This is a genomic window from Serratia sp. TSA_7 (assembly GCF_052692135.1).
This window is the reverse complement of record NZ_JBQZFU010000006.1, coordinates 130,727-142,895: the sequence shown is the minus strand read 5'-3', so window position 1 is coordinate 142,895 and position 12,169 is coordinate 130,727. Positions and strand designations below refer to the sequence as shown.

Sequence of the window (12,169 nt, the reverse complement as noted above, 5' to 3'; positions counted from 1 at the left end):
GGGGAGAAAACATAAACCCCCTCTCCGGGCGGAGAGGGGGGGGCAGAATCAGATAAATGAATCGTCGTCGCTGTAGTCGTCATCCGCGAAATCGGCGCTGTCGTCGGTTTGATAACCTGCGTTCTGGAAACCGTTGTCCTGATTCAGGAAGCGGCTGTCGCCGTTGTTAAAGGTGTCGAGGTTGTTGGACGCGTCAAACTCCCTCATTGCGCTGTCGTCCACCGGCTGTGCCGGCGTTTCGTCGATAATGTTCACAATCTCTTGCGGCTGCGAATGGCGGAACATGCCGGTCAGCATGTCGGCCAACACCACGCCACCCGCCACACCTGCCGCAGTTTGCAATGCGCCGCCGAGGAACCCGCCGGCCCGAGAAGGCGCAGCCGCTTGCTGTGGCGCTTGTTGTGGCTGCTGCTGCGGGGCATAACCCGCCTGCGGCTGATTATTCCAGGCTGCATTATTTTGCTGTTGCGCCTGGTACTGATCGCGCGGGCTTGGCGTATTGCGGCTGCCACCGCCGAACAACCCGGCCAGGAAGCCGCCGCTGCTCTGTTGGCTGGCGCTATTTTGCTGCTGCTGAGCGATCTGGTTCTCCAGATCTTTTACCCGCTGGTCCAATTGCTTCAGCGCCGCTTCCTGAATGATCATCGCCTGCGCCATATAATAAGGCGCAGAAGGTTGTTCACGGATGTGCTGGTTGATGAGCTGCTCTGCCTGGAGATCCCTCTGGCCCGTCTTGGTCTCGGCTTCTTTCAAGCGGCCAAACAAACCATCGATAAGGCGTTGTTCTTCAGATTGCATAGGGTTACCTCAGGAGATAAATAACAAAGCTTGATGATGATTATCATCGGTAGCTATCACCCTAGCGCGTTTGTGTTAACCAATAAATAAATGGTGAGTAAACCTGTTTATGAATTTGTTACCAGTTACGCCAAAGGGATCAGCATGACCAGCTTCAGCGCGCTGTTTTCCGCCGGATGAAAGGTCAGTTGCCGATAGCGCAGCGCCCCCTGCTGCGGATGAGTGAACTCCCGTTCGCCGCCCTCGCGCGCCATCACGTCATGTTGCTTCCACCAGTGATTAAAGGCTTCGCTGTTGTGCGTCATGTTGCGCACGAAGGCGCGCATCGCTTCGGTATTCTGGTGATGGCTGGTTTCCGCGCGAAACTCGGCCACCACGCGCCGAGCGCGATCGTCCCAGTCGCAGACCAGGGTCTTCGCCAGCGGGTGGAAAAACATAAAGTGCAGCAGATTGGGTGTCTTGGCTTGGCCCAGCCAACCGCTGAACAGGGTTTCCGCTTGCGGATTCCAGGCAAGGATATTCCAGGTGAGATCCAGCAGATAACAGGGGACTGCCACCTGGTAAACGCTTTGCAAAACGGTGCTGTTGGCGATGTCCTGATGCTGTTCCTGCTCGGGATCGGCCACCCGTGCCAGGGTAAACAGGTAGTGACGTTCGGCATGCCCCAGTCGTAACGCTTTGGCAATGCGCGCCAGCGTATGTGGAGAGATGGACACCTCGCGCCCCTGCTCTATCCAGGTATACCAGGTGGCGCTGATGCCGCTGATTTGTGCCAACTCCTCACGCCGCAGGCCGCTGGTGCGGCGGCGCGGTGCGCTGGGCAGCCCCAACATGTCTGGCGTGATGCGCTCGCGGTGGGCGCGCAGAAAGGCGCCGAGGGCTTTGGGGCCGGATAAGGCTTCGGATTGCATAGGGGGGTACCTGCTCATACTAGGATAACTGCTTATATTGTACCCGTATATCAGCCTGATTATAGTGGGTTGTATCCCGTAATTGTTTGTGACCGCCAGCGGCGCTCAGGTGCAATGACGGAAACACCCTAATAGAAAGCCATGCGGCACGGGCGCAAGCCCGACAATAACAGGAGCAAACATGAGCATCAGCAACAGCCATAAAAATGCGGTCGATCGTCAGTTCGGCGAGCAGGCCAGCGCCTACCTGACCAGCGCGGTGCACGCGCAGGGCAAAGATTTGCAACGCCTGGCAACATTGCTGGAACCCCATGCCGATGCCAGGCTGCTCGATCTGGGCTGTGGGGCCGGGCACGCCAGCTTTACCGCGGCGGCGAAAGTGGCTCAGGTCGTGGCCTATGATTTGTCCGCACAGATGCTGGAGGTGGTTAGCCAGGCGGCAGTGGATAAAGGGCTGAGCAATATTCAGGTACGGCAGGGCGTGGCGGAATCGCTGCCGTTTGACGATGCCGGCTTTGATCTGGTGATCAGCCGTTACTCGGCGCACCACTGGCATGACGTGGGTCAGGCGCTGCGTGAAGTTAAACGCGTGCTGAAACCGGGCGGCATGGCGATCTTTATGGATGTGGTGTCGCCGGGGCACCCGCTGTTGGATATTTATCTGCAAACCGTTGAAGTGCTGCGCGACACTTCGCATGTGCGAAATTATTCGCCGGGTGAATGGCTGAGCCTGCTGACTGAGGCTGGGCTGGTGGCGCGGGAGGTCACTTCGGATCGGTTGTATCTGGAGTTCGGCAGTTGGGTGGCGCGCATGCGTACGCCGGAGCATTTCGTTACCGCCATTCGCGCGTTGCAGCAGGGCGTTTCTGAAGAAGTACTTCAGCACTTTGCCATCCAACCGGACGGATCCTTCACCAGCGACATTATGATGTTTGAGGCGGCGAAAGCCTAAAAACAGCAGGGCAGCCGATAAGGGCTGCCCTGTTAAACGCAATCAAATACCGCTTAATTACTTTTTGTCTTCCAGCAGGCAGCGATAAATCAGGCCGCCGACGACACCGCCGATTAACGGCACCAGCCAGAATACCCAAAGCTGTTGCAATGCCCAGGTGCCCTGGAATATTGCCACGCCGGTACTGCGCGCCGGGTTAACGGAGGTATTGGTTACCGGAATACTGATTAAGTGAATCAGCGTTAATGCCAGACCGATAGCCAAAGGGGCAAACCCGGCAGGCGCACGCTTATCTGTCACGCCGTGAATAACAATCAGGAAGAATGCGGTCAGGACCAATTCAATAACGATGGCGGATTGCAGAGAATAACCGCCCGGTGAATGTTCGCCGTAGCCGTTGGAGGCAAAGCCGCCGCCGGTTGGATCAAAGCCCGCTTTGCCGCTGGCGACCAAATACAGCACGGCCGCTGCAGCGATACCGCCGATGACCTGAGCGATCACATAGGGGATGACGTCTTTGGCCGGGAAACGGCCGCCGGCAAATAATCCCACGGTAACGGCCGGGTTAAAGTGCCCGCCAGAAATATGCCCAACGGCATACGCCATTGTGACTACGGTAAGACCAAAAGCGAGTGCCACACCGGCAAAACCAATACCCAGTTGTGGAAATGCTGCAGCTAATACCGCACTGCCACAACCACCAAACACCAACCAAAATGTGCCAAAAAATTCAGCAAATAGTCGCTTTGACATAAACTCCATCCTACGGAAAATACTAACGATCGTTAGCACTAAAAACTATAGAACACCTTTATCAATTAATGCAGGTTTCTATCAGTATTTTCTTAATGCACCTTAATAACGGCGGGTATTAAATCCCCGTGAATTAGTTTTGTCTATGCGACTTTGGCTATATTTTTCAGAATTTCCGCGCGTTTGTTTATTTTTTTATCTTTCTTATAAGAATTTGCCCTAAGCTTAACTGTTGGGGCTGCTGTTAGCGTAATAGGTTCCTTGGAAAATTTAATTTTCCATCTGCTTTTTCCATTCAATTCGCCGATGTTAATTGTTAATTTCTATTTGCCATGTTTAATTAGCACTATGATTCATGACATTAGCGCGGCTGTCATCAGAATGTCACACCAGGTTAATACCTTAGCAAGCTGCGAACTTCACTCCCTTAACTCTGAGCCATAACCATGAAAATAAAACCGGTTTCGCTGTTAATCACCTCGTTGTTTCCGCTGATCTCTTATGCCGCCGACGTTGAGGTAGAGCGCTATGTCGTCAGCTTTCCCGGCGGTGAGCACGTAAGCTATCAGGGTGCTTTCGCCAAGCATTTTCCGCAGGGATTACCGGTAGGTATCGGCTCCGGTCTGGTGTTCAATGGCCGTGAGGGCAATGATCTGCTGCTGACCACTGTCACCGACCGCGGCCCTAACGCCGATGCGCCTGCGGTCGGTGAACAGGAGGCCAAAATCTTTGCCAACCCGAAGTTCGTTCCCTTGCTGATGGATATTCGCGTTGGCAGCGGGAAAGCCGTTGCCGGCAATCAGCGCCCATTGCATGACGAACAGGGGCCTGTCAGCGGGCTGCCGCTGCCGGGCGGACTGATCGGTTCCACCAACGAAGTGGCGCTGAGCGATACGCTCAAAACGCTGCCGAGCGATCGGCGCGGGCTGGATACCGAAGGCATCACGGCCGACGGTAACGGCGGCTACTGGCTGTGCGACGAATACGGCCCGTTCCTGATCCATATCGACAATAAAGGCAAGATCCTCGCCAAATACGGCCCTGCGCCGCAGAAAGGGGAGCAGGCAGTGGCCGGCGGCTTGCCGAATATTATCAAGTGGCGCCAGCCTAACCGGGGTTTCGAGGGCATCACCCGCCTGCCGGATGGCCGCATTTTGGCGGCGGTGCAGAGCACGCTGGACGTTGACGGCAAGAGCAAGAACAAGGCGCAATTTACTCGCCTGGTCAGTTTTGATCCGGCCAGCGGCAAAACGGCGATGTACGGCTACCCGATTGACATCGACAGCTATAACAAGGCCAAGGACGCCAAAGTCGGCGACATCGTGGCGGTGGACAACCAGCATATCTTGCTGATTGAGCAGGGCAGCGATAAAGACAAGCAGATGATTAACAAAATCTACCTGGTCGATCTCAGCCAGGCGACCGATCTGACGGCCTTCGACGGCAAGGACAAAGCGCTGGAGTTTGACGATGCTAAGGATCTCGCCAAGCGCGGCGTGAAGCTGGCGCAAAAGCGCGAAGTGGTGGATCTGCGCAAATTGGGCTGGCAGCAGGAAAAAGTGGAAGGCCTGACGCTGATCGACGATCGCACGCTTGCGGTGATTAACGATAACGATTTTGGTCTGCAGGCCAAGCTGGTGAACGCCGAGCCTAAGGGCAAGAAAATCGGCGATTACCAGTTGGATAAGCAGGGTGGCTTGACCCTTGACGGTAAAGCGGTGTCGACGAGCATCGAACTGCGGCCGCTGGATAAGCCGGAATCGCTGAGCGAACTGTGGGTGCTGAAACTGCCGCAACCGCTGAAATAACCGCCGTGACAGGGGGCATAGCGTGCCCCCTGTCCACCTTCTTATGTTGCCGCGCCGTTTTGTTTCTGCGGCGTTCTGCCCCGCGAGATGCTTTCCCACACCGCAACCACCACCATAATCAGCGTGGTCAGTCCGTTCACCATCAGCAAATCGGTCAGGTAAGCTATCGGCGTCAGCACGGCCAGCGCTATCAGGCCCACCAGGTGCGACAGCGGGAAGCGGCGATACACCAGCCGTTTGTACAAGGCGTTGGCGAGCAGGTAAATGGCCGGACCGAGGAGCAACACCGCCGCCGTCACGTTGCCGATAGGGCCGTCGGGATGGGCGATCACCAGTTCGTTGGCGACGGCGCAGACGATAATTGCCCCGACCAGCACCACGTGCACATAGTGGAAGTTGGCGCCCAACTGGCCGGGATTTTCCGCCTGGCTGATGGCGTGGCTTCCGGCTTTGCTGCTGGTATCGAAATAGACCCACCACATCGCCAGACTACCGATAAAGGCCACCAGCGAGGCGATCAGCACCGGCGCTGTCCAGGTTTCCATTTCGCTGAGGGTGGAGCCGGTAATCAGAATGGTTTCACCCAACGCCACGATCACGAACAGCTGGCAGCGCTCTGCCAGGTGATGGCCTTCTATGGTCCATTCACTGCTGCTGTCGGAGCGGCCCAGCACCGGCAGGCGGAAACCGAACATCGGTGAAACGTATTCGCACAGCACCGCCAGCGCCCACAGCAGCAGCCGACTATTGCCTTGCGCCAGTCCGCCCAGGATCCAAAATATCGCCGAAATGGACAACCAGCCCAGGATACGGCGGAAGTTTTGCTTCAGCGGGTGATTGGCTTCCAGCAGGTTCAGGACCACGCAGGATCGACCCACCTGGATCGCCACATAGAACAGCGCGAAAATCAACCCGCGTTCGCCAAACGCCTGCGGCAGCGCGGAGGCGGCGAACAGCCCCAGCAGCATGATGGCGAACAGCAGGATGCGAATGGGCCGGGTATCCGGATTAAACCAGTTGGTCACCCAGGCGGTGTATTGCCACGCCAGCCAGACGGCAAACCACAGCAACAAGGTTTCCAGCGCGCCGGTCAGCGTCAGATGGTGCAGCAGGTAGTGGGAAAGTTGAGTAACGGCAAAAACGTAGATCAGATCGAATAACAGTTCCGAGAACGAAACCGAAGCGCCTCGACCATCGCGCACGCGCAGTAAGGTTTGCGACATAGAGAGTCCTTCTAAAGTGATAACCTTCAGAAAACAGCGTAGTTCAGGGGGTAACAGAGGGTGGAATTTTCTTAAAAACGAAGGTTTTTATATTACGGGGAGCACCGGGCTTTTAATTGGCTTCTGACAGGGGTAAAGTTTTCTCAGCAACTGCAGAATTATCCTGTCATGACATCGATGTACGCACTTCCTCCTTATTTGCCTCACAATGATTGATGTTCTTTACATTGAATGACGTCGCTTTGCACTGCCAGGCGGATAATTAACTCCACTGATAGAGAAAATAAACAAAAACATCTGGAGCTAATCATGAAACTATTACCTGGCATCGCAGCAGTCCTGATCGCAACCGCTTCTTTTTCCTCTCTCGCCGCGCCACTGTCAACGGTAAAACAAATTGACAGCGAGCAGGCAAGCAACCTGCAGAGCATCGGCGTGGTGTCGGTTTCCGGCATCAGCGGTTCACCGGGCGACGCGGTTCATGCGCTGAAAGAAAAAGCCGCGGCGGATGGCGCAAGCCATTACCGTATTATTGCTCTGGACACCCCGGGAGATTCCAGCAACTGGCGCGGTAATGCAGAAATCTACCGTTAAAAACAGGCTGAAAATAATTGCCTGGCCGCCGACAGGTGGCCGGTGAAATAAGCGGTTGCGGAAGATAATCTGACCGGTAATGCTGTCGTTTGATTACCCTAAGATTATTACCGCAACCGTTTCGCGTTTTTGGCGCCCGCCGGTCGCATTTTATTACAACTGTTTCGATGGCTTTCGGATTCATGTTAATGAATACTTAAGAAATTGAGGGCAGATTGGTGGCTACTCAACCCAACGGAGGCCCCAATGTTAAATGCGACACGGCTGCAACTGAAGAACCACTTTTCCTATCTCCAGCAGTTTATGGCTTCACCGCGCACCATTGGCACTCTGGCGCCTTCTTCCCCCTGGTTGTGTCAGGCGATGTTGAATCAGATCGAATGGACTGGCGCCTTGTCGATTGCCGAATTGGGGGCCGCGGATGGGGTGCTGACCAAACGCATATTGGGACGCATGCGCGCCGATGCCTCGCTCGAAGCGTTTGAGATCCAGCCTAATTTTGTGCATCAGTTGCGCAAGATTGACGATCGCCGCCTGCACGTTATGGACCGTTCCGCGGAAGAGATGGCCCGCGACTATGATGTGGTGTTCTCCTGCCTGCCGTTGTTGTCGATCCCGGTTAAAATCAGCATCCGTATTCTGCAGCAAGCCCAGCAGCGGTTGCGGGCACGGGGCGGCACTCTGGTCTTGTTCCAGTACAGCCACCTGTCGGAAAAGCTGCTGTCTCGCTATTTTCATTGGAAGCGGGTGCGGGTGGTGCGTAACTTCCCGCCGGCATTGGTGTATATCTGCACGCCGCGTTAGCTACAGTTTTTTCTCCATCACCACCACTTCGCCATCATATTGCCGGCGGCGTTCGATAGTGTGCCAACCCCAGCCCGCATACAAAGCCTCTGATTTGTCGGTGATCAGGTGCAAAACGGGATGGTTACGTTGGCGAGCCAACTGCACGATAGCGGCTTCCAGACGCTGCGCAATCCCCTGGCGCCGGTGATCGGGATGAACAAAAACCCCCGCCAGCCAGGGAGACAGATCCTTTCTCTGATGATCGTCGCTCGGCCACAGGCTGGCCATGCCCAGCGGGCGTTCGTCATCGAGTATCAACAGGGTGACATAGTCTTCACTCGGTTGAGTGCACAGGGCAAAACGCTGGCGCGTGCGCTCCAGCGAGCCGCCGCGCTGTGACCCCCACTGGCCAAAGGCCCATGCGGCGCAAACATCGCTGTACTGCGGGCATTCCGTTAGCGAAACAATACGTTGGTTCATCTGTGCTCCTCCGGTTTTCCCCATCTCGCCATTTTTATCGATTTATCGGCTGATTTTACTGTAGACAATCACATTTACGGCGGTTTTGCATTTATCGGTGCCGAAACACCGTGATTCAGCGGATTTGTCCTGTCCTGCGCGCGTTATCAATTGAAACTGTTAATGAGAGTAATTATCATGCACCCATCTTTTAGCTGCCCCCGGCCCACTCATGCGCAATCCTTTCGTTTTACTGCTGCTTTCCCTGTTGTTCGGCGTTTTTAGCGTTCAGGCGAAAATGGTCACCGACATTACCGGCCGACAGGTCGACGTGCCGGATAACCCGCAGCGTATCGTGGTGGGCGAAAGCCGCATGCTGTATACCCTGGCGCTGCTGGAGCCGGGCAATCCTGCTCAGCGCGTCGTTGGCTGGCCGGAAGATATGGCGCGTTTTGATGCGCAAAGCTGGCAGCTCTATACGCAAAAATTCCCGCAGATCAAAGCGATCCCTTCCATCAGCAAGGGTAATTTCCGCCAGGTTAACGTCGAAAACCTGATCCAATTGAAGCCGGATCTGGTGATTCTCGCCCGGTACGCGCGTGAAGAGGGCGACAGCGATTTTCTGCTAACGGCGCTGAACAAGGCCGGTATTGCGGTAATCTACGTCGATTTACGGGTTGATCTGCTGAAAAATACCGTGCCGAGCGTGCGTTTGCTGGGCGAAGTGCTCAATCGCCAGCAGCGGGCGGAGCAGTTCATCAGTTTCTATCAGCAGCATATGGCGGTGATTCAACAGCGGCTGGCCGGCTACCGGGGGCCAAAACCCAAGGTGATGCTGCATTTGCACCTCGGGCGGCGCGAAACCTGCTGTACCACCGCTGCGCACGGCAATCTTGGCGATCTGGTGGCCTTTGCCGGCGGCGACAATATCGCCAACGCCAGCATCAAGGGCGTCTTCGGCGATCTAAACCCGGAAACTATCCTGACCGCCAACCCTGACATCTACATCGCTACCGGCATGGCCGGGCCGGAGGGCAAGCGTTTTTCCGATCTGCGCCTTGGACCACGGGTTACCCAGCAGGAGGCCGATGAAAGCTTCCGCATGATCATGCAAAAACAGCCCATGCTCGCCAACCTGAAAGCGATCAAGAATCACCAGGCCTGGAGCATTTGGCACAATTTCTATCTCAGCCCGTACCACGTCGTGGCGGTCGAGATGCTCGCCAAAGCTTTCTATCCGGATTTGTTTGCAGACATCAATCCGCAGCAGACCTTTAAGCAGCTATACCAGCAATTTTTGCCGTTACCTTTTTCAGGCACCTACTGGAGCCAACTGAATAACCAATAACGCTGCTGCTGGAGGCATGGCCCCTGGCGGCTTGCGTTCGACACCGACGTTGAGTTACAGAGCCGCCCGGTCGTTAAGGAGAACCCGATGAGCCCGCTTGTTCGTTTAGCGCAACTGCAGGATATCCCCCAACTGATCGCCATAGAACGCTCGGCGGCGCAGCTGTTTCTTCAGCAACCGGCGTGGCGTTTTCTTGCCGATGGCCCGGTGATGAGCCGTCAGCAGCATGCTGATTTTATTCAGCAACAGCGGGAGTGGGTGGCTGAAAGCGCGTCGGGTGAGGTGGCCGGGTTTATCGCCGTATTGCCGCAGCAGCAGGATTGGCACATCGCCGAGCTGTCGGTAGACGCCGGCTGGCAGCGGCGCGGCATTGGCCGGCGTTTGATAGCCGAGGTTGCCATGCAGGCAAAATCGCAGGGCGCGCAGCGCCTGACGCTGACCACCTTTATCGACGTGCCCTGGAATGCGCCTTACTACCGGCGGTTAGGGTTCCAGCCGATCGCGGCCGTTCGGCTCAACTTGCCGCTGCGGCAACGGCTTGCTGAAGAGGCGGCGCAGGGATTTGTTGCCGGTAGCCGCTGTGCAATGGAATTTACACTATCGTAAATATTGAAATACAGGCTGATGGCGGTATGATGCAAGCAACCACGCCATCGCAGGATCTGCGCGCCGATCTTCAGGCGTACAAATGCAATCAAGTCACCGTATAAGGGACAACCCGTAATGACACAAACCATTTTCATGGTAGGCGCTCGCGGAGCCGGTAAAACCACGGTGGGCAGCGCATTGGCGCAGACAATGGGCTATCACTTCACCGATACCGATCTGTTTATGCAGCAGACCACGCAAATGAGCGTGGCGGAAATGGTCGCCCATGAAGGCTGGCTGGGCTTTCGCCGCCGTGAAAGCATTGCCCTGCAAACCGTGACGCAACCGTCAACTGTAGTTGCCACCGGCGGCGGCATGATACTGGCGGAAGAAAATCGTCGCTTCATGCGTCAGCACGGCACCGTGATTTACCTGCGTTCGCCTGCGGACGTGTTGGCGCAGCGGCTGGAAGAGTATCCGCAGGACGCTCAGCGCCCAACGCTCACCGGCCGCCCCATTGCCGAAGAGATGCTTGAAGTGCTGGCGGCGCGCGAAGCGCTGTATCAGGAGGCCGCGCATTTCGTCATGGATGGTACCGGCAGCCCGCAACAGGTGGTCGAGCAAATCCTCTCGGCGCTGCAGCGCGAAACGGTAAAATAATCCACCGCGAATTTTCCTTTGGGCACAGTGCGTTGTGCCCAATACTCTGTTTTTCTCCCCTGATTTTTCCGGTCTGACGACAAATCGCGCTTGCCTTTATAAATGATGAGTGACATATATAAATAAATGACACTCATCATTTATATTATTTAACTCAAGCTTATTGCGAGGCATCTGTATGAAATACACTCCCTTTGGCCGCAATACCGGCCTGCGCGTTGCCGAACTGGCTCTGGGCACCGGCACCTTTGGTACGGGCTGGGGCTACGGCTCGGAAAAGGAAGAGGCCAGACAGGTATTCGATCGCTACGTCGACGCCGGCGGTAACTTCATCGACACGGCTGACGCCTATCAGTTTGGTCAGTCGGAACAAATGGTGGGGGAATTTATCGCCGCCGAGCGCGATCGCTTCGTTGTCGCCACCAAGTACACGCTGGGCGCCACGCCGGAGGCAAGTGTTGCGCACACCGGCAACAGCCGTAAAAACATGATCGCCTCGGTGGAGGCTAGCCTGAAACGCCTGAAAACCGATCGTATCGACCTGCTGTGGGCGCATTTCTCCGACAATCTGACCCCGCTTGAGGAGATCGTACGCGCGTTTGACGATCTGATTCGTGCCGGCAAGATCCAGTATGCCGGGCTGTCCAACTTCCCGGCCTGGCGCATTGCCCGGGCGGATACTCTGGCCGAACTACGCGGCTGGGCGCGCATTGCCGGCATTCAGGTGGAATACAGCCTGGTGGAACGCACCGCCGAGCGCGAACTGCTGCCGATGGCCGAAGCGTTGGGGATGGCCGCTACGCTGTGGTCGCCGCTGGGTGGCGGCCTGTTGACCGGGAAATATCGCCACAGCAACGCCGGGCGGCTGACCGAACTGGGGCGCCTGGTGCATCGCGAGAAAGATACCGCGCTGCTGGATGAAGTGCTGGCAATAGCGCAGGAGCACGGTGCCCAGCCGACCCACGTCGCCATCGCCTGGCTGCGCAACCGGGCCGCGCACTCCAGCACCAGCCTGATCCCCATTCTGGGGCCGCGCACGTTAGCGCAACTGGACGATACGTTGTCGGCGCTCAGTTTGACGCTGAGCGAAGAGCAAGTGGCGCGTCTGGATCGGGTAAGTGCTATTGAGCCCGGTACGCCTCACCGGCAAATTGCCGACACGCTGGCGCGAGCGCAGGGCGGTGACAGCGACCGTTTTGCCGCACCGCGCCCCCCGCGTGCCTGAGTCTTTTGATGAAAGGCATCATCATTGAGTGCGGTCAGCGGATGGCCTAAGATGATGCCGGATT

13 protein-coding genes are annotated in these 12,169 nt (G+C 56.4%); 8 read left to right on the top strand and 5 right to left on the bottom strand.

The annotated features are described in order from the left end of the window. Positions 1-48: 48 nt before the first annotated feature. On the bottom strand, positions 49-798 hold the full coding sequence (locus ACUTQW_RS18700) for a DUF2076 domain-containing protein (RefSeq protein WP_020438529.1): 750 nt from the start codon (positions 796-798) through the stop codon (positions 49-51). Between the two features lie 125 nt (positions 799-923). Beyond that, positions 924-1,709, bottom strand: coding sequence for a helix-turn-helix transcriptional regulator (locus ACUTQW_RS18695; RefSeq protein WP_006323872.1), 786 nt, complete (start codon positions 1,707-1,709; stop codon positions 924-926). A 181-nt stretch (positions 1,710-1,890) separates the two neighbouring features. Between ACUTQW_RS18695 and ACUTQW_RS18690 the strand changes: the two genes are divergently transcribed. After that, a complete protein-coding gene (locus ACUTQW_RS18690; protein ID WP_006323874.1) occupies positions 1,891-2,661 on the top strand; it encodes a class I SAM-dependent methyltransferase in 771 nt (256 codons plus the stop codon). Positions 2,662-2,718: 57 nt separating this feature from the next. Here the strand turns inward: ACUTQW_RS18690 and aqpZ are convergent, their stop codons facing one another. Continuing rightward, positions 2,719-3,414 (bottom strand): aquaporin Z, encoded by a 696-nt coding sequence (gene aqpZ / locus ACUTQW_RS18685; protein ID WP_004949160.1) that lies wholly within the window; start codon positions 3,412-3,414, stop codon positions 2,719-2,721. A gap of 446 nt (positions 3,415-3,860) precedes the next feature. On the opposite strand from aqpZ, the gene ACUTQW_RS18680 reads away from it, so the two are divergent. Next, positions 3,861-5,222: an esterase-like activity of phytase family protein gene (locus ACUTQW_RS18680; RefSeq protein ID WP_006323875.1), complete on the top strand. Its 1,362-nt coding sequence runs from the start codon at positions 3,861-3,863 to the stop codon at positions 5,220-5,222. Between the two features lie 41 nt (positions 5,223-5,263). Here ACUTQW_RS18680 and ACUTQW_RS18675 read toward each other — a convergent pair whose 3' ends face one another. After that, complete coding sequence (locus ACUTQW_RS18675) at positions 5,264-6,445, bottom strand: low temperature requirement protein A (protein WP_006323876.1); 1,182 nt, start codon at positions 6,443-6,445, stop codon at positions 5,264-5,266. Positions 6,446-6,754: 309 nt separating this feature from the next. Here ACUTQW_RS18675 and ACUTQW_RS18670 point away from each other — a divergent pair, with 309 nt between their 5' ends. Continuing rightward, positions 6,755-7,039, top strand: coding sequence for a YdgH/BhsA/McbA-like domain containing protein (locus ACUTQW_RS18670; RefSeq protein ID WP_006323877.1), 285 nt, complete (start codon positions 6,755-6,757; stop codon positions 7,037-7,039). A 246-nt stretch (positions 7,040-7,285) separates the two neighbouring features. Continuing rightward, positions 7,286-7,843 (top strand): class I SAM-dependent methyltransferase, encoded by a 558-nt coding sequence (locus ACUTQW_RS18665; protein ID WP_004949168.1) that lies wholly within the window; start codon positions 7,286-7,288, stop codon positions 7,841-7,843. Here the strand turns inward: ACUTQW_RS18665 and ACUTQW_RS18660 are convergent, their stop codons facing one another. Continuing rightward, positions 7,844-8,305: a GNAT family N-acetyltransferase gene (locus ACUTQW_RS18660; RefSeq protein ID WP_004949170.1), complete on the bottom strand. Its 462-nt coding sequence runs from the start codon at positions 8,303-8,305 to the stop codon at positions 7,844-7,846. Positions 8,306-8,516: 211 nt separating this feature from the next. On the opposite strand from ACUTQW_RS18660, the gene ACUTQW_RS18655 reads away from it, so the two are divergent. The 4 genes from ACUTQW_RS18655 (at position 8,517) to ACUTQW_RS18640 (ending at position 12,105) form a co-directional block, all read left to right on the top strand. Next, complete coding sequence (locus ACUTQW_RS18655) at positions 8,517-9,632, top strand: ABC transporter substrate-binding protein (RefSeq protein ID WP_006323880.1); 1,116 nt, start codon at positions 8,517-8,519, stop codon at positions 9,630-9,632. An 87-nt stretch (positions 9,633-9,719) separates the two neighbouring features. Beyond that, positions 9,720-10,238 (top strand): GNAT family N-acetyltransferase, encoded by a 519-nt coding sequence (locus ACUTQW_RS18650; protein WP_004949175.1) that lies wholly within the window; start codon positions 9,720-9,722, stop codon positions 10,236-10,238. Positions 10,239-10,355: 117 nt separating this feature from the next. Further along, entirely contained in the window at positions 10,356-10,880 is a 525-nt protein-coding gene (gene aroL / locus ACUTQW_RS18645) for a shikimate kinase AroL (protein ID WP_004949177.1), read from the top strand. A gap of 178 nt (positions 10,881-11,058) precedes the next feature. After that, the gene (locus ACUTQW_RS18640; RefSeq protein ID WP_004949178.1) at positions 11,059-12,105 is read left to right on the top strand and encodes an aldo/keto reductase; all 1,047 of its coding nucleotides are present in this window, start codon (positions 11,059-11,061) and stop codon (positions 12,103-12,105) included. The last annotated feature ends 64 nt before the right edge of the window (positions 12,106-12,169 follow it).